Source organism: Halopseudomonas pachastrellae, assembly GCF_900114765.1.
GTDB classification, from domain to species: domain Bacteria; phylum Pseudomonadota; class Gammaproteobacteria; order Pseudomonadales; family Pseudomonadaceae; genus Halopseudomonas; species Halopseudomonas pachastrellae.
In genome coordinates this window covers 13,909-39,117 of sequence record NZ_FOUD01000020.1, presented here as the reverse complement: position 1 = coordinate 39,117, position 25,209 = coordinate 13,909, and the positions used below count along the sequence as shown (strand labels likewise).

At 54.5% G+C, this 25,209-nt stretch carries 18 protein-coding genes and 1 tRNA gene; 16 read left to right on the top strand and 3 right to left on the bottom strand.

The window, feature by feature from the left end; translation table 11 throughout:
* Positions 1–26: 26 nt before the first annotated feature.
* Positions 27–1,232, bottom strand: coding sequence for a molybdopterin molybdotransferase MoeA (locus BM116_RS15265; protein WP_235846775.1), 1,206 nt, complete (start codon positions 1,230–1,232; stop codon positions 27–29).
* Positions 1,229–1,768 carry a molybdenum cofactor biosynthesis protein B gene (moaB, locus tag BM116_RS15260; RefSeq protein WP_083727201.1) on the bottom strand — a complete coding sequence of 180 codons (540 nt, stop codon included), beginning with the start codon at positions 1,766–1,768 and terminating at the stop codon, positions 1,229–1,231. The genes BM116_RS15265 and moaB overlap by 4 nt, the downstream gene beginning before the upstream one ends.
* Positions 1,769–1,874: 106 nt before the next feature.
* On the opposite strand from moaB, the gene mobA reads away from it, so the two are divergent.
* Both mobA and BM116_RS15250 read left to right on the top strand, forming a co-directional pair.
* Positions 1,875–2,462, top strand: a complete 588-nt coding sequence (gene mobA / locus BM116_RS15255) for a molybdenum cofactor guanylyltransferase MobA (protein ID WP_083727203.1) — start codon at positions 1,875–1,877, stop codon at positions 2,460–2,462.
* A gap of 223 nt (positions 2,463–2,685) precedes the next feature.
* A tRNA-Pro gene (locus BM116_RS15250) sits at positions 2,686–2,762 on the top strand.
* Positions 2,763–2,854: 92 nt separating this feature from the next.
* Here BM116_RS15250 and acnA read toward each other — a convergent pair.
* A complete protein-coding gene (gene acnA / locus BM116_RS15245) occupies positions 2,855–5,584 on the bottom strand; it encodes an aconitate hydratase AcnA (RefSeq protein WP_083727205.1) in 2,730 nt (909 codons plus the stop codon).
* Positions 5,585–5,834: 250 nt separating this feature from the next.
* Here acnA and BM116_RS15240 point away from each other — a divergent pair, with 250 nt between their 5' ends.
* The 14 genes from BM116_RS15240 (at position 5,835) to BM116_RS15175 (ending at position 25,209) form a co-directional block, all read left to right on the top strand.
* A complete protein-coding gene (locus tag BM116_RS15240) occupies positions 5,835–7,394 on the top strand; it encodes a methyl-accepting chemotaxis protein (RefSeq protein ID WP_083727207.1) in 1,560 nt (519 codons plus the stop codon).
* A 209-nt stretch (positions 7,395–7,603) separates the two neighbouring features.
* Entirely contained in the window at positions 7,604–9,430 is a 1,827-nt protein-coding gene (gene glmS / locus BM116_RS15235) for a glutamine--fructose-6-phosphate transaminase (isomerizing) (protein ID WP_083727209.1), read from the top strand.
* A gap of 594 nt (positions 9,431–10,024) precedes the next feature.
* Entirely contained in the window at positions 10,025–10,459 is a 435-nt protein-coding gene (locus BM116_RS15230; RefSeq protein ID WP_083727211.1) for a low molecular weight protein-tyrosine-phosphatase, read from the top strand.
* Positions 10,460–10,501: 42 nt separating this feature from the next.
* Entirely contained in the window at positions 10,502–12,727 is a 2,226-nt protein-coding gene (locus tag BM116_RS15225) for a polysaccharide biosynthesis tyrosine autokinase (RefSeq protein WP_083727213.1), read from the top strand.
* Positions 12,728–12,764: 37 nt separating this feature from the next.
* On the top strand, positions 12,765–14,591 hold the full coding sequence (gene glmS, locus BM116_RS15220; RefSeq protein ID WP_083727215.1) for a glutamine--fructose-6-phosphate transaminase (isomerizing): 1,827 nt from the start codon (positions 12,765–12,767) through the stop codon (positions 14,589–14,591).
* A gap of 44 nt (positions 14,592–14,635) precedes the next feature.
* Positions 14,636–15,787 (top strand): non-hydrolyzing UDP-N-acetylglucosamine 2-epimerase, encoded by a 1,152-nt coding sequence (gene wecB / locus BM116_RS15215; protein WP_083727217.1) that lies wholly within the window; start codon positions 14,636–14,638, stop codon positions 15,785–15,787.
* Positions 15,780–17,066 (top strand): oligosaccharide flippase family protein, encoded by a 1,287-nt coding sequence (locus BM116_RS15210; protein ID WP_083727219.1) that lies wholly within the window; start codon positions 15,780–15,782, stop codon positions 17,064–17,066. The genes wecB and BM116_RS15210 overlap by 8 nt, the downstream gene beginning before the upstream one ends.
* Positions 17,063–18,130 carry a polysaccharide pyruvyl transferase family protein gene (locus BM116_RS15205; RefSeq protein WP_169847274.1) on the top strand — a complete coding sequence of 356 codons (1,068 nt, stop codon included), beginning with the start codon at positions 17,063–17,065 and terminating at the stop codon, positions 18,128–18,130. The genes BM116_RS15210 and BM116_RS15205 overlap by 4 nt, the downstream gene beginning before the upstream one ends.
* Positions 18,120–19,286 (top strand): hypothetical protein, encoded by a 1,167-nt coding sequence (locus BM116_RS18700; protein ID WP_139056971.1) that lies wholly within the window; start codon positions 18,120–18,122, stop codon positions 19,284–19,286. The genes BM116_RS15205 and BM116_RS18700 overlap by 11 nt, the downstream gene beginning before the upstream one ends.
* The gene (locus tag BM116_RS15195; RefSeq protein ID WP_083727225.1) at positions 19,261–20,277 is read left to right on the top strand and encodes a glycosyltransferase family 4 protein; all 1,017 of its coding nucleotides are present in this window, start codon (positions 19,261–19,263) and stop codon (positions 20,275–20,277) included. The genes BM116_RS18700 and BM116_RS15195 overlap by 26 nt, the downstream gene beginning before the upstream one ends.
* Positions 20,270–21,019 (top strand): WecB/TagA/CpsF family glycosyltransferase, encoded by a 750-nt coding sequence (locus BM116_RS15190; RefSeq protein WP_083727227.1) that lies wholly within the window; start codon positions 20,270–20,272, stop codon positions 21,017–21,019. The genes BM116_RS15195 and BM116_RS15190 overlap by 8 nt, the downstream gene beginning before the upstream one ends.
* Positions 21,012–22,103: a UDP-N-acetylmuramate dehydrogenase gene (gene murB, locus BM116_RS15185; protein ID WP_083727229.1), complete on the top strand. Its 1,092-nt coding sequence runs from the start codon at positions 21,012–21,014 to the stop codon at positions 22,101–22,103. Before BM116_RS15190 ends, murB begins: the two co-directional genes overlap by 8 nt.
* 78 nt (positions 22,104–22,181) lie before the next feature.
* Positions 22,182–23,582 (top strand): phosphohexomutase domain-containing protein, encoded by a 1,401-nt coding sequence (locus BM116_RS15180; RefSeq protein ID WP_083727231.1) that lies wholly within the window; start codon positions 22,182–22,184, stop codon positions 23,580–23,582.
* A gap of 211 nt (positions 23,583–23,793) precedes the next feature.
* Positions 23,794–25,209, top strand: a complete 1,416-nt coding sequence (locus BM116_RS15175) for an undecaprenyl-phosphate glucose phosphotransferase (protein WP_083727233.1) — start codon at positions 23,794–23,796, stop codon at positions 25,207–25,209.

Here is a 25,209-nt window from a genome sequence, read left to right as displayed (position 1 = left end):
TACGTGCCCAAGCTTGGGCTCGGGGATTAGCGCAGCAGCCCGGAGAACGGCAGATAGCGCACGAGGTCACCCGCCGCAAAGGTCTCCCCTGCCGGCACGCAGACCAACCCGGTGGCCTGGCTGGCACTGCTGAGCACACCGGAGCTTTGGTTACCGGCCAACTGCACGGCGCCCTGCTCGAGCCGTGCTCGAAGATACTCATCGCGGGTGCCTGCCTCGGCCCAGGCAAAGGCCGTCGGCAGCTCAAACTGAGGCGCTGCGGTGTCCATCGCCCCCAGTCGGGTCAGCAGATACGGGCGCACCAGCAATAAAAAAGTGACCAAGGTGGCCGCCGGGTTGCCCGGCAGGCCGAGCACGGGCGTGCCGGCGTAGGTAGCCAGCGTAAAAGGCTTGCCCGGCTTGATGGCCAGCTTCCACAGATCCACACTGCCGCCGCCGCGCAGTGCTTGCCCCAGGCAGTCAGCCTCGCCAACCGAGACACCGCCGGAGGTGATAATTACATCGGCTTCAGCGCTCAGCTCGCGCAGGCGCGCGTGGGTGGCGTCCAGGTCATCCGGCAGGATGCCCGCATCCAGGACGGTCTGGCCCATGCTCTTGAGCAGCCCGATCAAGGTAAAACGGTTGCTGTTGTAGATTTGCCCCGGCGCCAGCGCAGTGCCCGGCTCCACCAGCTCATCACCGGTCGACACCACCGCCACCCGCAGCGGCTGACGCACCGATACCTCGGCCAAACCGACCGAGGCGATTACACCCAGCTCTTGCGGGCGCAGGCGCACACCGGCGGCGATCACCTGCGCGCCCGCCACAATATCCTGTCCGCGCCGACGCACGTTCTGGCCGGGCACAACAGGCGCCTGCAACTGCGCCACCTCGCCCTGCTGTACAACGTTTTCCTGCATCTGCACCGCATCCGCGCCCGCTGGCAGCGGCGCGCCGGTAAAGATGCGCGCGCAGGTACCGGGCTGCAGTGGCAGCGGCGCCATGCCCGCTGTAATGCGTTGGCTGACAGGCAGGCCGCCAGCCATTGCCGCAGGCAGATCGCTGCTGGCGAGCGCGTAGCCATCCATTGCACTGTTATCCCAGGGCGGTACATCCGCTACAGCGACGACCGGCTCGGCCAGAACACAGCCCAACGCGCCGGCCAGCGGCACCTTGATGACAGCGGTCGGCGGATGCTCGGCAGCGCTGGCCAGCAAGCGATCAAGGGCGGTGGCGACCGGCATCAGACTCATGCGCGACGACCGCACTGCTCAGCACTGCCCAGGTGCTGCACAAAGTTGCAGGGGCGCGTGCGGCTGTCCAGCTGCGGCTCAAGAATGCGCGTCCAGGCGGTGCGGCAGGCATTGGTCGAACCCGGCATGCAGGCCACCAGCGTGCGGTTTGCCAAGCCGGCCAGCGCGCGGGACTGAATGGTCGATGTGCCAATATCCTCCACCGAGACCTGACGGAACAGCTCGCCAAAGCCCTCCACCTGCTTGTCCAGCAAAGGGGCGACGGCCTCAGGCGTGCTGTCGCGTCCGGTGAACCCCGTGCCGCCGGTAATCAGCACCACCTCTACCTGCGGGTCGGCAATCCAGGCCGACACCACAGCGCGGATACGGTACAGGTCATCGGGATAAAGCTGGCGGTCGGCCAGAGTGTGGCCGGCGGCCTGCAGGCTATCGACCAGCAACTGGCCGGAGCTGTCCGACTCCAGGGTGCGTGTATCGCTGACCGTGAGTACCGCGATATTCAAAGGGCTAAAAGGGGCGTCGGGCTTGGTGCTCATGGGCGGAGTCCTTGTTGAAGAGAAATCATGAAAGCGCAGACACGCAGGTTTGTCCGCCGCTTCCCGCGCTGTTATAACACAGGGCAACGCAGCTCGGACTCCTCCCATGGCCCATCCTCTCAACCTCAGCACCCTGCTTCTGGCCGGCGGCCAGGGCAGCCGGTTGGGCGGTATCGACAAGGGCCTGGTGAGCTTTGACGGCGAGCCGGTGGCCGCCCGCCTGAGCCGTCTGCTGGCTCAACACGGCAATGAGGTATTGATCAGTTGCAACCGCAACGCCGACCAGTACCGCCAATGGGCAGACCGGCTAGTGAGTGACCCGCAGCCGGATTACCCCGGCCCGCTATTGGGGATACTCAGCGCAATGCGCGTGGCCAGCGGCAGCCATCTATTGGTTGTGCCCTGCGATATGCCCCTGCTGGACGCCCCGCTGCTGCAGACGTTAATTGCGCTGGCCAGTGAACACCCCGAGCAGGCGATCGCGCTGCAGAGCGGAGACCAGCTGCAGCCGCTGATCTGCATATTGCCGCTGGCCCTGCTGGGCGCGCTGGAGCAGGCCTGGCAAGCCGGCCAACGCAGCCCGCGCCGCTGGCTTATCGAACAGCAGGTAGTCACCCTGACCATCGCCGCAGATGACCCACGCCTGCTCAACGCCAACACCCCCAGCGAATGGCACACCCACCACCAGCGCTAACATCCAAGTCACCCGGCGGGCAAACCTTCGGCCTGCCCACCCCACACACAAGGCCGCACCAGCCGTAGGGTGGCCTAAGCGAAGCGTGTCCACCATTAACGACGCGAGGCCGCGCAACCAGCGGTGGAGTCGCCCCGCACACCCGCTAACTCCGCGAAAAACAGCAATTTTTTTCGATTGCCTCTTGTGCCATCAGCTCTTTTAGGTAAAATGCCGCCCACAACGGAGCGTAGCGCAGCCTGGTAGCGCGTCTCGTTCGGGACGAGAAGGTCGCTGGTTCGATTCCAGTCGCTCCGACCAACAGCAAAAACCCCTGACTCAGTGAGTCAGGGGTTTTTCTTTATGCGCTGCAAAAAAGCAGGCGACCGGGCTTTCACCCGGCCGCCGCCCCGTCAGTCCAGCATCTCGCGCAGCACGTGGTGCAGAATGCCACCCGCCTTGAAGTAGGCAATCTCGTTGGCGGTATCGATACGGCACAGCACTTCAAACTCGACGACCTTGCCTTCCGGCGTAGTCGCCTTCACCTGCAGGCGCTGCCCCGGCTTGATGTTGTCATCAATGCCGAGAATATCGATCTGCTCATGCCCATCCAGCCCCAGCTCGGCGACATTCTTGCCGTCAACAAACTGCAGCGGCAGCACGCCCATACCAACCAGATTGGAGCGATGAATGCGCTCAAAGCTCTCGGCCAGCACCGCCTTGACGCCCAACAGATTGGTGCCCTTGGCGGCCCAGTCACGGCTTGAGCCAGTGCCGTACTCCTTGCCGGCCAACACCACCAGCGGCGTGCCTTCGCTCTGGTAGCGCATGGCGGCATCGTAGATCGACAGCCGCTCGCCCGAGGGCACGTGGATGGTCTCGCCACCCTCCTCGCCACCCAGCATGCGGTTGCGAATCCGGATATTGGCAAAGGTACCGCGCATCATCACCTCGTGGTTACCACGACGCGACCCGTAGGAGTTGAAGTCATCCGGCTCCACGCCCTGGGCCTGCAGGTATTCACCCGCGGGCGAGCTGGCCTTGATGTTACCGGCCGGCGAGATGTGGTCAGTAGTGATGGAGTCACCAAACACCGCCAGTACCCGCGCCTTTTCAACCGACTGCAGCGGCGCCAGCGGCTGATCGATGGCTTCAAAATACGGCGGATGCTTCACATAGGTGGAGGCATCATTCCAGGCGTAGGTCTTGCCCTCGCCCACAGCAATCGAGCGCCAATGCTCATCGCCGGTAAATACATCGGCGTAGCGGCTGCGGAACATGTCGTCCTCAACCAGCGCGACCGCATCGGCAATATCTTGGTTGCTCGGCCAGATGTCCTTGAGGAACACCGGACGGTTGTCGGCGTCCAGCCCCAGCGGCTCCTCGCGCAGGTTGATACGCGTATTGCCGGCCAGCGCGTAGGCCACCACCAACGGCGGCGACGCCAGCCAGTTGGCCTTGACCTGCGGATGCACGCGGCCTTCAAAGTTACGGTTACCCGAAAGCACCGCCGATACGGCCAGGTCGTGCTCACTGACCACCTTGGACACCTCATCGGGCAGCGGCCCGGAGTTGCCGATACAGGTGGTGCAGCCGTAACCCACCAGGTTGAAGCCCAGCTTGTCCAAGCTGTCGGTCAGGCCGGCCTTCTCCAGATAATCGGTTACCACCTTGGAACCCGGTGCCAGCGAGGATTTAACCCAGGGCTTGCGCATCAGTCCGCGTTCAACGGCGTTTTTGGCCAGCAAGCCGGCCGCCATCATCACACTTGGGTTGGAGGTATTGGTACAGGAGGTAATGGCAGCGATAACTACGGCGCCGTGATCCAGCACGTGCTCTTCGCCATCCACCACGATAGATGCCTGCGCGTTGGGGCCGCCCACCGCGGTGCCGCCACCGCCCTCGCTTTCAAGACGGGCTTGTTCGTTGTCGGCGGGTGTCATCTGCAATGCCAGCAGCTCTTCAAAGGCTGCTGGCACATCCGGCAGCGCAACACGGTCCTGCGGGCGGCGGGGGCCGGCGAGACTCGCCTCAACCTCCCCCATGTCCAGGTGCAATGTGTCGGTAAACTCCGGCGCATCACCGGCCTCACGCCACAGGCCCTGGGCTTTGCAATACGCCTCTACCCGCGCAACCACCTCGTCAGGCCGGCCAGTCAGGCGCATGTAACGCAGGGTTTCGTCGTCCACCGGGAAAAAGCCACAGGTGGCGCCATACTCCGGCGCCATATTGGCGATGGTCGCGCGGTCAGCCAGCGGCAGGTCCGCCAGGCCGTCACCGTAAAACTCGACAAACTTACCGACCACGCCCTTGGCGCGCAGCATCTGCGTCACGGTCAGCACCAGGTCGGTAGCGGTAATACCTTCACGCAGCCGGCCAGTCAACTTGAAGCCAATCACCTCGGGGATCAACATCGACACCGGCTGCCCCAACATGGCGGCCTCCGCCTCAATGCCACCCACACCCCAGCCCAATACACCCAGGCCGTTGATCATGGTGGTGTGCGAGTCGGTGCCCACCAGGGTGTCGGGCCAAGCCCACTGCTCACCGTCCACCTCTGCGGCCCAGACGGTCTGCGCCAGATATTCCAGATTGACCTGGTGACAGATACCCGTACCCGGTGGCACCACACGGAAGTTGTTAAAGGCTTTCTGCCCCCAGCGCAAAAACTCGTAACGCTCGCCGTTGCGCTGCATTTCAATCTCGACGTTTTGCGCAAAGGCCTGGTCGCTGGCAAAGCGGTCAACCATCACCGAGTGGTCGATGACCAGATCAACCGGAGACAGCGGATTGATCTGGTCCGGATCGCCATTGGCACGGGCCACCGCATCGCGCATGGCAGCCAGGTCGACCACGGCGGGCACGCCGGTAAAGTCCTGCATCAAGACACGGGCCGGGCGGTATTGAATCTCACGGTCAGAGCGCCGCTCCTTCAGCCAGTCCGCCATCGCCTTGATGTCGTCCTGCGTCACGGTTTCGCCGTCTTCGTTGCGCAGCAGGTTTTCCAGCAACACCTTGAGCGACTTGGGCAAGCGCTTAAGCTCCGGCAGCGTCTCTGCGGCCTGGGCCAACGAGTGGTACAGGTAGGTGCTATCACCGACGGCTAGTTGCGCGCGGGACTTCAGGCTGTCTTTCACGGACATATCTCCTCCTAATGTCGAGCACTGGCCACGTTTGTGGTTGCTATAATGGTTCGGTGCCAGCACATGTATTTGGTCCTGAGAGCCGCAATCTCTGCCTGCGCTCTGTGTTCGGAAGACCATAGTGCGCCAAAAATGTTCATGCGGACTATAAAGACACAGTGTTCTGTGACCGATACACCAAGCATAGTCAATCCGGCACCCCTGCCAATCCGGCGATCATGCCGAGAGTCACTCAGTAGAGAATCCGAACATGCGCAACAACCAGCCCGTCACTCAACGCGAACGCACCTTCCCCGAGACGCAACGGCTGATCTCCACCACCAACCTCAAAGGCATCATCACTTACTGCAATGACGCTTTTGTGGACGTCAGTGGCTTCACCCGGGAAGAATTGATCGGCAGCCCGCACAACATGGTGCGCCACCCCGACACACCGGCTGCGGTGTTCGCTCACATGTGGGCCGACCTCAAGCGCGGGCGCGCCTGGATGGGTATCGTCAAAAACCGCTGCAACAACGGCGATCACTACTGGGTCAATGCGTTTGTCACACCGATTTATGAGAACGGTCAGGTTCAGGGCTACGAGTCGGTACGGGTGCGCACCACACCCGCCCAGGTGCAACGGGCCGAAGCCTTGTACCAACGCCTGAACAGTGGCCGCAAGGCGGTTACGGCCGACTGGGCTGGCATGGCCCTGACTATCGTCCCCAGCGCACTGATGCTGGCTATCGGCGCTGCGGCAGGTGCGGCGCTGGGCTGGAGCGGCGTGGCGCTGGCGGCCGTACTGGGTATTCCGGCCGGTCTTGGCCTCAAGGCACTGCTCGACAAGCGTCTGGAGCGCATCATCGGAGCCGCCGAGAGCACCATTACCGACCCGTTGCTGGCGCAGATGTATACGCCCTATCAAGGTGCGTTGGGCCAGATCGAAATGGCCATCCACAGCCAGCAGGCGCGCCTGCAAACCTGTCTTACCCGCCTGGCCGACAGCGCAGAGCAACTCAAATACCAGGCCAGCGAAGCCAGCCAACTGGCCAGTCAGAGCAGTCAGGGGCTCGCGCAGCAACGCGCCGAGACCGATCAGGTCGCCGCAGCGATCAACCAGATGGCCGCCGCCACCCAGGAAGTCTCAGGCAACGTCCAGAGCACTGCCGACGCCACCCACGAGGCCAGCGAACTCGCCCTGCGCGGCAAGACGGTCGCTACCCGTGCGCGCCAAGCCATGGAGAGCCTGTCCGGCGCCGTAAACTCAGCCACCACCATCACCAACAAACTGGCCAGTGACGCCCGCGAGATCGGCAGCGTGGTTGATGTAATCAAAGGCATCGCCGAGCAAACCAACCTGCTGGCCCTCAACGCCGCCATCGAAGCGGCGCGCGCGGGCGAACAAGGCCGGGGCTTTGCCGTGGTAGCCGATGAAGTACGCGCCCTCGCCAGCCGAACGGCTGAATCCACCGAGCAGATTCACAACCTGATTGCTAACCTGCAGCAGGCCGCACAAAGCACGGTAGAGAGCATGCGCTCGGGTAACGAGCAAGCCGAACGCGGCGTACAGCAGGTCAGCGAAGCAGACGATGCACTTGAGGGCATTCGCCAGGCCATCGAGCGCATCAACGAAATGGCCAGCCAGATCGCCAGCGCCGCCGAGGAGCAAAGCAGCGTAGCCGAAGAGATCAACCGCAACGTCAGCAATATCGCCAACCTGGCCGACAGCACCTCCAACGACGCTCACCGCAGCGCAGCACTGAGCAACGAGCTGACCGCGACCGCGCAGGCTCAGGTCAACCTGGTGGAGCGCTTCAACCGCCGCTAAGCAAGGGCGCACGATCAACTGCGCCTCACCGAGGCGCAGACATTTCAGCATGCTGACAGCACCAGCCAGAGCAGCACACTTAACAACGCATCTGCCAGCCCAGAGCCCGTCGCCTAATCCGGTACGCACCCTGAACAGCCGCGCCCCCTGCCCTGACCTAAGCAGCAGTGATAAACTCCCGCTTTTGTTTGCCAGCCAAGGACACCACCATGTGCGGAATCGTCGGCGCCACCGCCCAGCGCGATATCACCCCCATTCTGCTTGAAGGCCTGCGCCGTCTCGAATACCGCGGTTACGACTCCGCCGGCGTTGCTGTACTGAACCCCGGTGACGGCATCCAGCGCGTACGCGCGGTCGGCAAGGTTGCCGAGCTGGAAAGCGCCCTGCAGGCCACGCCGGTCAACGGCACCCTGGGCATCGCCCACACCCGCTGGGCCACCCACGGTAAACCCGCCGAGCGCAACGCCCACCCGCATATTTCCAACGGCCTGGCGGTGGTGCACAACGGCATCATCGAAAACCACGCACCGCTGCGCAAACGCCTGCAAGACCTCGGCTTTGAGTTCACCTCCGAGACCGACACCGAAGTGGTCGCCCACCTGCTGGCACACCACTATGCTGACAGCGCCAACGTACTGGACGCCTTCCGCGCCACCCTGGCAGATATCCACGGCGCCTACGCATTGGCCGTAATCCACGAGTCCGAGCCGCATACGCTGTACTGCTCGCGCATGGGCAGCCCGCTGGTGATTGGCGAAGGCTGCGGCGAGCATTACCTGGCCTCCGACCCGCTGGCGCTGCTGCAGGTTACCGACCGTTTCCGTTACCTGGAAGAAGGCGACTACGCCCGCGTGACCCGCGAGCAATGCGAAATCTGGGACCGTCAGCACAACAGCGCAAGCCGCCCGGTGGCGCGCTACGAGCACGCCGCCCACAGCCTCGACAAGGGCGAGTATCGCCACTTTATGCTCAAGGAAATTTTCGAGCAGCCGCAGGCCATCAGCGACACACTGGCCGGCACGCTCGGCGACGATCACGTTCTGACCGCGGTTCTCGGTCCTGAAGCCGAAACCCGCCTGGCAGATATTGCCAACATCCATATCGTCGCCTGCGGCACCAGCTATCACGCAGGCCTGGTGGCCCGTTACTGGATCGAGGAGCAGGCCAGCATTCCCTGCCAGGTAGAAGTAGCCAGCGAATACCGCTACCGCAGCGCCGTCGTGCCCGCCAACACTCTGCTGATTACCATCTCCCAGTCAGGCGAGACCGCCGACACCCTGGCCGCCCTGCGTTACGCCAAAGACCAGGGCTACCTGGCAACGCTGGCCATCTGTAACGTCGCCGGCAGCTCGCTGGTGCGCGAAGCAGACTGGCGCCTGCTGACCCACGCTGGCCCCGAGATCGGCGTAGCCTCCACCAAGGCCTTTACCACCCAGCTGGTTGCCCTGCTGTGGCTGACCACCGCCCTGGCGCAAACACGTGGCCGCACCGAATACGTCGCCCGCAACGTCGATGCGCTGCGCGCTCTGCCGGCTCAGGTAGAAGCCGTGCTCAGCCTGGAGCCAGCCATCACCGAGCTGGCCCAACGCTTTGCCAACAAGCATCACGCCCTGTTCCTGGGCCGCGGCCCGCACTACCCCATCGCGATGGAAGGCGCGCTCAAGCTCAAGGAAATCTCCTACATCCACGCCGAAGCCTACGCCGCCGGCGAGCTCAAGCACGGCCCCCTGGCACTGGTAGATGAAGACATGCCCGTGGTCAGCGTCGCGCCCAGCGACAGCCTGCTGGAAAAACTGCGCTCCAACCTGGAAGAAGTCCGCGCCCGCGGCGGCCAGCTGATCAACTTCGCCTGCGAAACCATCGAGCCCAGCGGCGACGCCAGCGTGCAGACCGTCGGCCTGCCTTGGGTAGAAGAATGCGTCTCCCCGGTGCTCTACACCCTGCCCCTGCAACTGCTCAGTTACCACGTTGCCCTGGTCAAAGGGACAGACGTCGACAAGCCCCGCAACCTGGCAAAATCGGTGACCGTGGAGTAGGTGCACTTCTTGCATAAGACTGAGCGACAACTGCCAGGTCAGTAGCCAACCCGCATGATAGACGAAAGCACCATAATCCAAGCGAAATTCGCGCCCAAAAATGGCGCACAACAAGGTAAACTGCGCACCGTTTTTAAATAAGGCAATCCGGTGACAACCGGATTGCACCGCCACTGGCGCACTTCAAGAAGATTCGGAACCAATCCGAACATCCCCTCTCAAAGCACCCGGCGCGCACCCCAAGCCGCACTGCGCCGCCAACCTGCTGTTTTAACGAGAGTTGCAATATCCGTAAGGTCACAAAAAAGTAACCTTACCTAAACATACTAAGCCGGCCTAAAATGCATCACCGCCCTTCTGGCACCGCACCACACACGGCCAGAAGCAAGCAAAGTCCTCAGGATGAAGACTGTAAATCCTGGGGCGGTAGCGTGCCTGAACGCCTGTTTATTGTGCAGCCAACGCGTCTCGGGCCTCTATCACTTTAGCGACACAGCAAGCTTGACCCCCACCGGGGCCATGGATACAGTCGAACAGCCCTCCGAGCTACCCACGGCGCAGAGGGCCGCAACTCAAGGCAGAGATAGCAGCAACATGTTCAATTCCATCCTCATTGTCTGCGTGGGCAACATCTGCCGCAGCCCCATGGCCGAAGCCATGCTTCGAGATCAGCTGGCGGGCAAGAATATCCGCGTTGCCTCCGCCGGCGTCGGCGCCCTGGTCGATAAGCCCATGGACAGCACCGCGCTGGAAGTCCTGCGTGAACACGGCGGCGATCACCCCGATCACAAAGCCCGGCAGCTGACCCGCGAGATGGCGCACCAGTACGACCTGATCCTGACCATGGAACCACGCCATGTGCAGGACATCCTCAAGATAGCCCCCGAGGCACGCGGCAAAACCTTCCTGCTTGGCAAATGGCAAGGCGATCAAAAGGTCCCCGACCCCTACCGCCAGCAACGCCCCGCGTTTGAGCACGTTTATCAATTGGTACAGCAAGGCGTAGCCAGCTGGGCCAAGCACCTATAACAAGCACACCAGAATTCCACTCCTGATTTCCGAAGGGATTACATGCAGAACAACACCCCGACTACTGCAGCACAGCACGACAGCGACGAAATCGATCTCCTGGCCCTGCTCGGCGCATTGATAGATGGCAAATGGGTCATCGCCGGCTTTACCGTCTGCTTTGCAGTTATCGGTGTTGTTTATGCGCTGTTGGCGACGCCGATTTATCAGGCTAACGCGTTGATTCAGATTGAGGAGAAGTCTGGTAACACCCTTTCCGGACTCGGCGAACTCTCAGACATGCTCGGCAGTACGCCTGAGGCGGTTACGGAAATTGAGCTGCTGAAATCCCGTGCGGTAATCGGGCAGGCAGTGGAAAACCTGAAGCTCGATATTATTGTAGAGCCCAACTACTTCCCCATCATTGGCCGCTGGATGGCCCGCCGCTATGAGCCGGAAACCAAAGGTGAAATAGCCTCACCACTGCTTGGTTTTGACAGCTTTGCCTGGGGCGGTGAAAACGTCGATATCTTCCAGCTTGACGTACCAAGTAGTTATCTTAGTAAACCCTTAGAGCTAGTTGCCGGCGAAAACAACACCTATACCCTTTACAACGATGAGGGAGAGGCTGTTCTTCAGGGCGCTGTGGGAGAGCAGGTCAGCAGCAGTGGCTTTACCATGCAGGTGAAAGCGCTGAACGCACGACCGGAAACCCGCTTCGACGTCATCAAGCAGCGCAAGCTGAATACCATCATCGACTATCAACAACAACTAGGCGCTTCAGAGCGCGGCAAAGACTCCGGCATCATCAGCCTAAGCATGCAGCACGAAAGCCCACAATACGCAATCAGCATCCTGGATGAAGTAAGCCGACTATATGTACGCCAAAACGTGGAACGCAACTCTGCAGAAGCCGCGCAAAGCCTTGAGTTTCTGCGCGAGCAACTGCCTCAAGTGCGTAAAGAGCTGGAACGCTATGAGCAAGCGCTCAATGAGTATCAAACCAGCACCAAATCCGTTGACATCACCATTGAAACCCAAGCCATCCTGGACCAGATTGTCGAGCTGGACACCCTGATCTCCGAGCAAAACCTCAAACGCGCGGAAATGGAACGCCGGTTCACCCGTCAGCACCCGTCTTATCAAGCGCTGCTTGACCAAATGGAGCAGCTCAAACGCCAAAAGGCAGAGCTGACCAGCAAGGTAGAGTCACTACCAGCCACCCAACAAGAATTACTGCGCCTGACTCGTGACGTAGCCGTCACTACCGAGGTGTATACCACCATGCTCAATAGCACTCAGGAGCTGGACGTATTGCGCGCCGGTACTGTGGGGAATGTCCGCGTTATCGACACCGCAGACGTTAATGTTGAAGAGCCCGTCAAACCCAAGAAAGCGCTGATCGCGATCATCGCAACACTGCTAGGCGGCTTTATCGGCGTCGCTCTAGTGCTGCTGCGCAAAGCGCTTAATCGTGGGGTCGAAGACCCAGATGTCATAGAGCAACTCGGCCTGCCGGTCTACGCAACTATCCCTTTCAGTCGAGATCAGGAAGTAGTCGAAGGCGGTGTAAAAAGTCGCCGCCCTGCTACTACTGCTACCTCTGGCCTGCTGGCGGTTACCAACCCGGCCGACCTGGCCATCGAAGCCCTTCGCAGTCTGCGCACCAGCCTGCACTTCGCACGCCTCGAAGCAAAAAACAACATCCTGATGATTTCCGGCCCCAGCCCAGGCGTCGGCAAATCCTTCGTGTCTGCCAACTTAGGGGCCATCATGGCACAGGCCGGACAGCGCGTGTTGCTAATTGATGCCGACATGCGCAAAGGATATTTGAACAAGCTATTCAAGCTCCCCGCCGAAAATGGATTATCAGAATTGCTCGCGACAAGAATCACTAGTAAAGACGCGATCTACCAAACCGAAGTCGAAGGCCTACAGGTTGTACCGCGCGGTCAAATACCTCCTAACCCATCGGAGCTATTGATGCACGCAAACTTCACCAGCTTCCTGGACAACGTCAAAGACGAGTACGACATCGTTATTGTAGATACTCCCCCTATCCTTGCCGTAACAGACGCTGCGATCGTCGGCCGTCACGTGGGCATGAGCCTCATCGTTACCCGCTTTGCCGTAAATGCCGCAAAAGAAATCGAAGTCGCTATGCGGCGGTTTGAGCAAAACGATATTCAGCTCAAAGGGGCAATCTTCAATGCGGTAGAGAAAAAAGCCTCCTCGTATGGATATGGCAACTATGGCTACTACAACTATGAATACAAATCAGACAAGTAACACTCAAGCCCAACCGGGCAAAGGATTGTCCTAAATCATGTGCGGAATCGTCGGCGCCACTAGTAATAGAAACGTTGTCCCTATTCTTCTTGAGGGGCTAAAAAGGCTTGAATACCGCGGATACGACTCTGCGGGCATTGGCATAATCAAGGGTGAAACAATTCACAGCTGGAAAGCCACTGGCAAAGTCAAGGAGCTGGAAGCTTGTATTGCCTCAGCACCCGATACAGCTCAAACGGGTATCGCACACACCCGCTGGGCCACGCATGGCAAACCGCTCAAGCACAACGCACACCCCCATCGCTCCGACAGGCTCGCTGTGGTGCACAACGGCATCATTGAAAACCATTCGGGCTTGCGCAAGAAGCTACAAGAGCAAGGATATGAGTTCAACTCGGACACAGATACCGAGGTAATCGCTCACTTGCTTGCCAGTCACTATCGTAAAAGCGAAGACTTGCTCGTCGCATTGCGCAATACGCTCAACCAGTTACGCGGTGCCTACGCCATCGGTGTGATTCACGAAGACCAACCGGAGATGCTCTACTGCGCCCGCCAAGGCAGCCCTTTGGTGATTGGGGTTGGCAGTGAAGAACACTTTATCGCCTCCGACCCACTCGCCTTGCTGCAGGTGACTGACACCTTTGTCTATCTGGAGGAAGGCGATCACGCTGTTATTAGCCCGTGCGGTATTAAGCAATGGGACGCAAGCAACAACCCCAAACAAGTAAGTAGTCAACGCTACGAGCATGCTGAGCTCAGCATGGAGAAGGGCGAATACCGGCATTACATGCTGAAGGAAATACACGAACAACCCGCGGCGCTGCGCGACACCTTGACAGGTTTGTTTACAGAAGATCGCGTATTGACCGCCATTCTTGGACCTGAAGCAGAAAAGCGGCTACACGAAGTACAAAATATTCATATTGTCGCCTGCGGTACTAGCTACCATGCTGGCCTGGTCGCTCGCTACTGGATTGAAGACATTGCCGGGCTCGCCTGTAATGTTGAAATTGCCAGCGAGTTTCGTTACCGTCGCGTCGCTGTGCCCGCAAATACATTACTGGTCTGTATCTCTCAGTCAGGCGAGACAGCGGATACACTAGCCGCATTGCGCCACGCTAGGCATGAGGGCTACCTGGCCACCCTGGCCATTTGCAACGTGCCTGGCAGCTCATTAGCCCGCGAGGCAGATTGGCGACTACTGACCAAAGCCGGCCCGGAAATTGGCGTGGCGTCGACCAAGGCTTTTACTACCCAGCTTGCCGCCTTGCTCTGGCTAAGCGCTGCACTCGCCCAGACCCACGGAGCGCCGCCAGAAATTACCGGCGAGATAGTCCGCGCCTTGCATGGCTTACCAACCCAAGTCGAACAAGCGCTCCAACAAGATGCTGATATTCAGCGCTTGGCAGAGCGCTTTGCAAACAAACAACACACGCTTTTTCTGGGCCGCGGCCCCCTGTATCCCATCGCCATGGAAGGCGCACTCAAGCTAAAAGAAATCAGCTATATACATGCTGAAGCTTATGCTGCTGGCGAACTAAAACATGGCCCGCTGGCACTAGTTGATGAAAGCATGCCGGTTGTATCTGTTGCGCCCAACTGCCAACTATTGGAGAAACTTAAGTCCAACCTGGAAGAGGTGCGGGCTCGCGGTGGCCAGTTAATTAACTTCGCCTGCGAGACAGCAGACATGCAAGATCAAGATGGCATCACTCACATCCACATGCCTTGGGTGAATAGCTGCATCGCTCCCATTCTCTACACTCTTCCCCTGCAACTGCTCAGCTACTATGTGGCCTTAGTCAAGGGCACAGACGTCGACAAGCCCCGCAACCTTGCAAAGTCAGTCACTGTTGAGTAGTTAGCACCACCAACGCACCAACTCACTCCCGGCTATTAAAAGACATGACTCAATTGAAAACCCTTTGCGTATTCGGTACGCGTCCCGAAGCTATCAAAATGGCGCCACTCGCACTGCAACTGGCAGAAGACCCCCAAGTTGATGCCAAGGTGTGCGTCACAGGTCAGCACCGCGAGATGCTAGATCAAGTATTAGGGCTATTCGATCTAAAGCCCGACTTCGATCTCAATATCATGAAGCCAGGACAAGACCTGACCGATGTCACGTCTGCCATCCTGCAAGGCATGAAAAGCGTATTGGACACCTGCCGGCCCGACATCGTATTGGTCCATGGGGACACTGCAACCACATTCGCAACGGCCTTGGCTGCATACTATCAACAAATTCCGGTAGCCCATGTGGAAGCAGGTTTGCGCACCGGTAACCTCTACTCTCCTTGGCCGGAAGAAGCGAACCGTTCGCTTACCGGCGTATTGACTGCACTGCATTTCGCTCCGACCGAAGGCTCCCAGCAAAACCTACTCCGTGAAGCAGTCCCGGCAGACCGGATCCATATAACTGGCAACACGGTAATCGACGCGCTGCTGCAGGTGGTTGAGAAACTAAAACAGCCGGAGCTCAATAATCAGTTCGACCAGCAATTCAACTTCCTAGACGCCAACAAAAAACTGGTACTAGTGACCGGCCATCGACGGGAAAGTTTTGGTGGAGGTTTTGAGCGTATTTGCCAAGCCCTGGTAAACACGGCCGCGAAGCATCCCAATGTACAAATTGTCTACCCCGTGCATCTAAATCCGAACGTAAGAGAGCCAGTCAACCGCCTACTGAGCGGCCAGTCAAATATCAAGTTAATCGAACCTCAAGATTACTTACCCTTCGTATACCTGATGAACCGTGCCCACATCATTCTCACCGACTCGGGTGGAATTCAGGAAGAGGCACCATCACTTGGTAAACCGGTGTTGGTGATGCGTGACACCACTGAGCGACCAGAGGCGGTCGCAGCAGGAACCGTTCGCTTAGTAGGCACAGATGATGAGCAAATATGCCAAGAACTCGACCTATTATTAGAAAATGCTGAGGCGTATAGAAAGATGGCCTTGGCACATAACCCTTACGGCGATGGAGAAGCATGTAAGCGAATAATCCGAGAGGTGAAACTATGGCATAAGAAAACTACTACCCATAATGCGTGAAACTCTAAACAACATCTTCACCCCAAGGCGGAAAAACCAGCTCAGCTCAGCCATAGCAAAAGGTTTAGAGCTATCAAAAGTATTGGCACTAAACGTAATCGCCGCAAGAACACTCCAAATCGAGCAGTATGGCCTTTTAAATCTTATCATATCAATAGGCGCAATACTGGGCGTAATTGCAGAGTTCCGAGTACAAGAAATAGTGGTCAGAAAAATAGCTAGCGGCGCCAATCAAAGCCAAGTAATTTGTGAAGGCCTAGCAGCTGGACTTTTTTTTAGCACAAGCGTCACACTTGCGCTGCTAATTAGCGCCTCGTTCTTAGCAGACAACTTCAGCTGGATACACTACGCAGCCGTATATTCGCTTATACACATAACCTCAACAGCAAAAATATTCAAATACGCACTACTTGCTAACGGCAAAAATTCCGACATTGCGATATCAGAGATTGCATCATCGATACTTATCGCCGCTTTTTTATTATTAGCAATATTGCAAGACTTCTCAATAAACAGCTACATCTACGCTCGAATAATAGACATAGGCGCGAGTAGCCTGGTTGCGCTAGCACTATACAACAAAGGATTTCGACTCAACCTCCAGTGTCCAAGCATCAAAAAAGTAGTTTCATTATGCACAGAGTGCTTTCCGCTAGTAATTTCCGGCGCCCTAATTATCTTCCTACAAAGAGCCGACCATCTAATGGTAAGTTACTTTCGAGGAAATCAAGAATTAGGGATATACAGTGCAGCAACTACAATCCTGACACTTTTCTGCGTCGCACCTATACTTCTTAGCCAAACAAATGCTCCAGAAATTTTCAGACTTACAGGAACAGAGAATGATATTGAGAGCGGAAGAGTTGCATATCTAAAAGAAAATATCAGAATTGGATTAATTCTATCTGTGATTCTAGGAATCTCAAGTGGAATACTGCCGGGTGTTTTGTTCGGAAGCGACTATGCAGACGCCTCCACGATACTAGCGGCATCGTTCATAACGCCTCTCATAGTATCTATAGGGGCGGCGAGCAGCCAGATAATTATAGCAGATAGAAAAGGCAGCACTATTTTTTACAAATCCCTCTTGGCCATTGCCATAAACATCATCATGAATTTGGCATTGATACCGCCATATGGTGGCGTAGGGGCGGCCATATCGACGATCACAGCACTATTCATAACAAATATAGCTTCTAACTTAGTCATACCAAAATACAGATACATATGGAAAATCCAAATAAAAGCACTCACCCCACTAAAACGAAGAACGACATGAAAAACAATACAGTCTACACGATCACTTTTCATTCAGTACTTAACCATGGGGCCGTCCTACAAGCTTATGCTCTACAGGCATATCTGAGAACATTAAATTACAATCCAGTCATAGTAAATTACACGCCACCGTACTTTATAAACCAAGTACTAAGACCAGCAAAGGGCATTGGAAAGACAATTCTTAAATACAGAAGACTTTATCTATTCAAAAAATTCTCAAAGCAACACCTAGCAACAAGCACCCGCCATATATCAGAAAAGAAATTAGCCAAACTTCCTTTCGCGCACGCTGCAATATGCGGCAGCGATCAAATATGGAACAAGCATTTAACGAACGGAGCGCCGGACAAAGCGTACTATCTATCCTTTATTAAAAAAGGCACAAAAAAACTTGCCTACGGCGCTAGCGCCGGCGGGCACACATTAGATAACTCAGAGCAGGAGACTCTAGATTTATTGAAAGATTTCGACGCTATAGGAGTTAGGGAAAACCACCTATGTGACAACTTAAAAAAGCAGTTCGCGATGAAAAATGTACAGATGGTATCAGACCCTTCGCTACTTATATCCAATTACAACAATATAATGGACCATAGCAAAACACCAGGATCGAAATACATCGTCAGCTATGAGGTAAGCAGCGATACTACGAGGGCAGAGTACAGCAAATATCTAAAAAAAATCCAAGAGCTCACCAAGCTGCCAACCTATCATATTGGAGATAAATTTTTAGAAACCGCCGATCACAACATACTTGCCATATCACCATCACAATGGCTTTCATTAATTAGCTCTGCAGAATATGTAGTAACCAATTCGTTTCACGGCACCATGTTCTCAATGAACTTCAAGAAGAAATTTGCATTCATAAAACATATAGAAGAAGAAAAAAACGCTAGAACAATGAGCCTGCTTAAACGAATACACCTAGAGAAAAAGGCGGTAACGACGACAGAGCACCCAAGCGAAATCCTCAATAACTACAGCACGGAAGAGCTGCAAAAATTCATACAAGAGTCTCAAATCTTTTTGATTTCAGCCCTTACCAAAAATGAAAAATAACACAATAAAAGCCGGAACAATAATAGGCCTTTCTTCAATACTAATATGTCTTGACAGCCTACTAAAAATAAATCTAGGATCCTTCCACCTACAGCTTGGGGTAGCAACAATCCTTTTGGCTTCACCGCTAATATTTCTGAGCTTAAAAAGCGAACCAACAACGCTTGACGCAACATATTTCGTCCTGCTCATCTATATATGTCTAAATTTCCCCTTTGCAATAAATAAGGACGTCTTCCTTACAGGGCTCTCATACGTCTTAATATTCACAATATTATACAAAACAATCGGAAGAGTTAGTAGATTTATAAACTGGGAAAGAGTATCAACATTCGCACTTCTAACACTAATTATCACCGGCTTTTTCCAGTACTCACTGATAAACATATTTGACCACCAGCTTGAACTAAGAGGAATAGACGCGAGCTATTATCAACACAAAGGAAACCTTGGCTACCGAATGCGCGGATTCTTCTTAGAACCAAACTGGTTCGGATTAACCCTATTCTCATGGTCCTTCTTGTTTATATATAAAAAAGCATCCTTCTCAACAATAGACTTTCTGATCTTACTGCTTACAGCAGTATGCATATACCTTAGCGAAAACAGGCTTATATACATACTTTACCTATACATAATTACCATGTTCTTTTTTTCCAAAAGAGCGGAAAGCCTTTCAAAATTAGTTCCCGTACTGTCGGTTTCGGTCGCAATATTTATTTATATACTTTTATCCATAAGCGGTCTGGACTTAACAGATCGCTCTGCTGCCGCCAGGACCTATACAATGGCGCAGACATGGAATGTTTGGATTGAAAGTAGTCTAATAGAAAAAATATTCGGCTACGGATTCTCGAACTGGGGTTACTACTCAAATCTATGGGAATTAAGTTGGAGCAACTATAGGTTCGATCAAGCACTAACAAGGCGTGACAACGCGGAGATTTACGTCTTTTTGTTCGAAATGGGCTTGGCATCAATCATTCTTTTTATGGTCGACCTTTTTTTCATTGGGAAAAAATCAAAAAAACCAATATTGCCAATATTTATAAGTTCAATTTATATCTCCAGCTTCTTTTATCCAATATTTAACTTTTTGTTTTACCTAATACCTATGATGGTAGTGCGTCATGAAATCCTCAAAAAAAACCAATAGCCAGATAACGCACCTAATAAGAGACGCTCGACTTAAAAGCGGCGGAGCCCAGAAAATACTTCACCAAATACACCGCCACCAACAGAGCAACTTTTCCAGTAGAATAATTTCTTTTACGAAAGACACGCCGCGAGGCAAAGATAACAACATTCTTTTCATAGCAATAAAAACACTCATAACTTTAATTCTCAACAAACATGACATATTCATCATACACGACCGAATTTTATTAATACCTTTTTTATTCATAAGAAGCCGTAAAGCCATCTTCATATGCCACAGCACCTTTCCTGACAAAAACTACATATTTAGGCTTGCTTCACACCTTCGGTTCATTGCGGTATCCGAGGCAAGCCTTTTGTTTCTAAGATCAGTCAACCCCAAGTTAGTGCCAAGGCTAATACCGAACGGCATCCCCGCTCCACCTAAGGAGGAGATGCGACGAGTCACCTCAAGCAGTGAAATAAATTTAGGTTATGTCGGTCGGCTTTCCGAGGAAAAGGGTGTTCTTGACTTGTTAAATGCGTTTTCAAAAGTGGCTTGTGCGAACCAGACCGTAAAGCTCCACTTAGTAGGTGAAGGTCCACTTCGTGAGGTCATTGAAACTAGCATATCCGCCTCAAATTTCAGGGAGCGGATTATCCTACACGGGCATCACTCGTCCCCCTTTTCCGTGCTTCAAGAAATCAATGCGATAGTAGTACCTTCTCACTACGAGGGTTTTGGTCTGGTATACTACGAAGCTTTGGCACGTAATCACGTTGTAATCGCGTCAGACCTACCCTCGTTTAAAATCCTTCCAAAAGAGAAGAAGGTCTTCTTCTTCCCTGCAGGGGATGTAGCTCAGTTAGAAAATTCAATCAATCAATTCATTAAAAACTCCATGAAAATCAATACGATTGAGAACATATCACCTAGACATACCTATTCGAGCGAAACGAAGATGGCTTCGAAATATTATGATTTCATAGAGGAAATCGAAAATGCCTAGTATTTTAGGGCTAAACTATGACAAGCTTAGCCGAGATCAGACCATAACAAAGATTTGCACCCACATTGACAACGGTGACAAGATTATTAGGGCAGACATAAATGTCGGCACTATCACATCTAGTCAGAGCGATAAAAAGCTACTCGATTTTATCAACTCGTGCGACATTGTTAATATGGATGGTGCCGGCGCCTTAATGGGAGCGGCTTTCCTCGGGCTACCCAGACCAGAAAGGGTTACGGGCGTCGACTTGTTCTTGGAGCTGTTGAAAGTCTCAGAAAAGAACTCATATCCGGTTTATTTTTTGGGCGCAACAAAAGACACACTAGATCTACTCGTAAAAAAAGTAAAATCAAAGTTTCCCGCCCTTGATATCTGTGGATATCATGACGGTTACTTCTGGGGGGCAGAGAAGAAAGTAATCGAAGACATAAACAATTCTCAGCCTAAGATATTATTCATAGGAATAAAGTCCCCCGAGAAGGAGTACTTCCAAACCGACTACAAGAACGCGATTAGCGCTAACCTTATCATGGGTGTAGGCGGCAGCTTCGATGTTGTATCTGGAAAAATAAAAAGAGCACCTGCACTTATACAAAAGCTTGGGCTAGAGTGGCTCTATCGAATCTACCAAGAACCGCGAAGGCTATTAAAAAGATACTTGAAGTCCAACTATCAATTTGCTCTCCTGCTTGCAAAGGAAAAAACAAATCAACTCACCAAAGGTGGAAAGAATGACTAGCGCAAGCCACCCAATAAAAAATTCTTTTGGCGTAAAATCAAGTTGCAAAGAACTCGTCGCCATAGAAAGCGAATCCACTCTATCGGAGTTGTGGGCCAGCCGCGTATTTGAAGGCCCAGTGATAGTATTAGGTGGTGGCTACAACATTATCCCACCGACCTTTTTTGATGGAATTGTAGTTACTTCTGCAATGACGTCCATATCGCACAAGTCCGACCGGAACGGTTCATCTTTAATCACCGTAGAGGCCGGACTTCCATGGGACGACTTTGTAGGCTACACCGTACAACATTCCTACACTGGCTTAGAAAACTTATCGCTGATACCTGGTACTGTTGGTGCTGCACCTATTAATAACATTGGAGCCTATGGCGCAGAAATTTCCGAGCACGTGGAATCTGTGCATTGCTTCAACACAAAAACAGGGAAATTTGAAACCTTCAATAACGGCGACTGCAAATTCAGCTATAGAAACAGCGTATTCAAAGAGCGCCCAGAACTCTTCATCATAAGTGTGACCTTTAACTTAAAAAAAGAAAATGCAGACAAGCCATCGATCACCACCACATCAAAAGAGTTAGCGCGCGCAGCTTTATTAGCCCTTTCTGCAATACGAGTCAAAAAGCACCCAAAACTAAAACTCACAATTAGCTTCGACAAGATCCGTGATTTTTTAAACATTCGAAGCGTGCCGGCCAAAGCCAAACGCCATATCGTTAAGGCAATACGTAGAAAGACATTAAATGATCCCAGAATCATCGGAAACTCTGGCTGCTTTTTTAAATGTCCAATTATCTCTTCCCAAAAACTTGAAGAACTAAAATCAAAATTTCCTGACATTGAGTATTTTGACCACCCCCCTAGTGAAAAGAAGATATCTGCCTGCTGGCTAATTCGATCTACAGGCTTTGCTGGGAACACCTTCCAGGGGGTCGCCTGCGATATAAACAGGCCTGTTGTACTTCTTAACGTTGAGAATGCATCCGCCGAGACAGTATTTCATCATGCTCTATCAATCAAAGACGCGGTTAAGGATAAATTTGGAATAACTCTTGAAGAAGAGGTAACTTTATTCACCCAATAGACTTCTTCTCGCGAATATAGAGCGCTTTAGTCTTTGCAGACCGAAAGTTTTTTGAACCGCAAGAATCTACTATCTTTCATGTATAAACTTACATCCTTCAAGGCTTACGACATCCGCGGCCAACTCGGCACAGAGCTCGATGAAGATATCGCCTATCGTATTGCTCGCGCGTTCGCACAGTTCCTCAAGCCCCAGCGTATCGTCTTGGGTGGCGATGTCCGCGCCACCTCCCCCACTCTTAAAGCTGCGCTCGCCAACGGCTTACGTGATGAAGGCGTGAACGTTCTTGATCTTGGCCTGGCCGGCACTGAAGAAGTCTACTTCGCCACGTTCCACCTGGGCGTAGATGGCGGCATTGAAGTAACCGCATCACATAACCCCATCGACTACAACGGCTTCAAGCTGGTACGCGAAGGAGCCCGCCCCATCTCCGCTGACACCGGCCTTGCCGCCATTCGCGAAGTGGCAGAAGCCAGCAGCTACGAGCTGGTCGACGGTAAAGACCCGGCGGTGGCAGAAGCAGACCGCGGCAGCTATGAGCTAGTCGATACCCGCGCGGACTTCGTGAAACACCTCATGGGCTATATCGACGTCTCCGCCTTTGACCGCCCGCTCAAGCTAGTTGTCAACGCCGGCAACGGCGCGGCGGGGCCTGCGGTTGATGCGATTGAGGCTGCTTTCAGTGCCGCCGGCCTGCCCGTTACCTTTATCAAGATCTGCCACGAGCCAGACGGCACTTTCCCCAATGGTATTCCTAACCCCATTCTCGTCGAAAACCGCGCTACAACGCGCGACGCGGTACTGGAACATGGCGCGGACGCCGGCATCGCCTGGGACGGCGACTTTGACCGCTGCTTCCTGTTCGACGAGCAAGGCCGGTTTATTGAGGGCTACTACATCGTCGGCCTGCTTGCCGAGGCGTTTCTGCAGAAAGAAAACGGCGCTCGCATCATTCACGACCCGCGCCTGGTCTGGAACACGCTTGAGCAGGTAGAGAGTAACGGTGGCGTCGCGGTACAAACCAAAGCCGGTCATGCCTTTATCAAAGAGCGCATGCGCAATGAGGACGCCATTTACGGCGGCGAAATGAGCGCGCATCACTACTTCCGAGACTTCGCCTACTGCGACAGCGGCATGATCCCTTGGCTGCTGATTGCTGAGCTCATGTGCCGCAAAGGCCTGGCTCTGTCAGCTCTGGTCGGCGAGCGTATTGCACGCTTCCCCTCCTCCGGCGAGATCAACCTCAAGGTAAAAGACGCCCCATCAGTGCTCAAGACCATTGAGTCCCAGTATGCCGGTGACGCCTTGAGTGTGGACCACACAGACGGCGTAAGCATCGAGTTTGCAGACTGGCGCTTCAATCTGCGCGCCTCCAACACCGAACCGGTCATTCGCCTCAACGTTGAAAGCCGAGCTGACCAGGCACTCATGGAACGGCAGACCAAGCAATTGCTGGACGCGATCAACGCAATGTCCTGAATGGCTTCTGTAGCGCCACCACCGCAGAAATCGGCACCACTCGGCAGCCGATCCCTGCGATACTATGCGACCTGAGTCACAGGCTCGTCATAGCGCTCTGCCCTGTCAACGCGTTGGGCAAAAAGGGGTGAAACCACTTCACCCGGCAAGACTCTTAATCAGATCGCAGCCGACAGTGTTTGTGAACATTGTGCATTCGCAGGAATAGATCATGCAGCCTACCCAGAACGGAATCATCCGCTCCAATGAACCGATGCTCGCGGTCATGCACCGCTGGCTAGACCTCGTCGTCATTGCTGGCGTACTTTTTGTAGTGCTCTGGTTTCAAGAGACCACACTGCACCGCGATCACTGGATCAGCTTGCTGATCACGCTCTTTCTCTTTTATCTGATCAACGATTTCAGCCACCTCTACGGCTCCTGGCGGGGTGAACACTCGCTGCGCGAGCTACGCCAGGTGGGTGGCAACTGGGCAGCGGCCTTTGCCGCAGCCTTTGTCACTGACTACTTCTTTTTTCAGAACACCCGCTTGCCAGACGTGGAAAAGGTGGCTTGGTTTGCCTTGGGGCTAATCAGCCTGTGGGGCTACCGTGTGCTGCTGCGGCAGATCATGCGCCGCCTGCGTAGCCACGGTTACAACACACGTTCCGTTGCCATCGCCGGTGCCGGTGAGCTGGGCCAGAGACTTGCGAATAACATCGTTAGTACCCCCTGGATGGGTCTGAACCTGATGGGGTTCTATGACGACAAGACCAGCGACCCGATTCCTCTTGCCACTACTAGCGTGTCAATACCTGTAAACGGTGATATGCGCCAGCTGATCAACGACGCCAAAGCAGGCATAATTGACAAAATCTATATCACCCTACCTATGCGCGCGGAACTCAAAATCAAGTGGCTGCTCGATGAACTCAGCGATAGCACCGCCTCGGTTTACCTGATTCCTGACGTCTTCGTGTTTGACCTTCTGCATGCGCGCAGTGAGTCCATCAACGGGCTGCCGAGCATCAGTATCTTCGACACCCCAATGGACGGCGCCAACCGCATCGTCAAGCGCATCGAAGACATCATTCTTGCCACGCTGATCCTCGGGCTGATATCCATCCCCATGCTGATGATCGCCTTCTGCGTTCGCATAACCTCTCCCGGGCCTGCGCTCTTCCGCCAGAAGCGCTACGGCATTGACGGCAAGTCCATCGAGGTCTGGAAGTTCCGCAGCATGAAGGTGATGGAGAACGGCGCCAAGGTCACCCAGGCCACCCGTGGCGATAACCGTATCACCCCCTTTGGTGCTTTTTTGCGTCGCCCCTCTCTAGACGAGCTGCCGCAGTTCATCAACGTCCTGCGTGGTGAAATGTCCATCGTCGGCCCCCGCCCCCACGCCATTGCCCACAACGAGGAGTACCGCAAGATCATCAGCGGCTACATGCTCCGCCACAAGGTCAAACCTGGCATTACCGGTTGGGCACAAATCAACGGCTGGCGCGGTGAAACTGACACCCTCGACAAGATGGAGAAGCGCATCGAGTATGACCTGGACTACATCCGCAACTGGTCGCTATTTCTGGATTTGAAAATTGTATTCCTGACTATCTTTAAAGGGTTTATCAACAAGAACGCCTACTGA

Excerpts from the sequence above, each read along its gene's own strand:
- BM116_RS15195 (WP_083727225.1), top strand. The coding sequence starts at position 19,261 with ATGAAATCCTCAAAAAAAACCAATAGCCAGATAACGCACCTAATAAGA.
- BM116_RS15225 (WP_083727213.1), top strand. The coding sequence starts at position 10,502 with ATGCAGAACAACACCCCGACTACTGCAGCACAGCACGACAGCGACGAA.
- BM116_RS15265 (WP_235846775.1), bottom strand. The coding sequence starts at position 1,232 with ATGAGTCTGATGCCGGTCGCCACCGCCCTTGATCGCTTGCTGGCCAGC.
- BM116_RS18700 (WP_139056971.1), top strand. The coding sequence starts at position 18,120 with ATGAAAAATAACACAATAAAAGCCGGAACAATAATAGGCCTTTCTTCA.
- BM116_RS15230 (WP_083727211.1), top strand. The coding sequence starts at position 10,025 with ATGTTCAATTCCATCCTCATTGTCTGCGTGGGCAACATCTGCCGCAGC.
- acnA (WP_083727205.1), bottom strand. The coding sequence starts at position 5,584 with ATGTCCGTGAAAGACAGCCTGAAGTCCCGCGCGCAACTAGCCGTCGGT.
- wecB (WP_083727217.1), top strand. The coding sequence starts at position 14,636 with ATGACTCAATTGAAAACCCTTTGCGTATTCGGTACGCGTCCCGAAGCT.
- BM116_RS15190 (WP_083727227.1), top strand. The coding sequence starts at position 20,270 with ATGCCTAGTATTTTAGGGCTAAACTATGACAAGCTTAGCCGAGATCAG.
- glmS (WP_083727209.1), top strand. The coding sequence starts at position 7,604 with ATGTGCGGAATCGTCGGCGCCACCGCCCAGCGCGATATCACCCCCATT.
- BM116_RS15205 (WP_169847274.1), top strand. The coding sequence starts at position 17,063 with ATGAAAAACAATACAGTCTACACGATCACTTTTCATTCAGTACTTAAC.
- moaB (WP_083727201.1), bottom strand. The coding sequence starts at position 1,768 with ATGAGCACCAAGCCCGACGCCCCTTTTAGCCCTTTGAATATCGCGGTA.
- murB (WP_083727229.1), top strand. The coding sequence starts at position 21,012 with ATGACTAGCGCAAGCCACCCAATAAAAAATTCTTTTGGCGTAAAATCA.
- BM116_RS15210 (WP_083727219.1), top strand. The coding sequence starts at position 15,780 with ATGCGTGAAACTCTAAACAACATCTTCACCCCAAGGCGGAAAAACCAG.
- glmS (WP_083727215.1), top strand. The coding sequence starts at position 12,765 with ATGTGCGGAATCGTCGGCGCCACTAGTAATAGAAACGTTGTCCCTATT.
- BM116_RS15175 (WP_083727233.1), top strand. The coding sequence starts at position 23,794 with ATGCAGCCTACCCAGAACGGAATCATCCGCTCCAATGAACCGATGCTC.
- BM116_RS15240 (WP_083727207.1), top strand. The coding sequence starts at position 5,835 with ATGCGCAACAACCAGCCCGTCACTCAACGCGAACGCACCTTCCCCGAG.
- mobA (WP_083727203.1), top strand. The coding sequence starts at position 1,875 with ATGGCCCATCCTCTCAACCTCAGCACCCTGCTTCTGGCCGGCGGCCAG.
- BM116_RS15180 (WP_083727231.1), top strand. The coding sequence starts at position 22,182 with ATGTATAAACTTACATCCTTCAAGGCTTACGACATCCGCGGCCAACTC.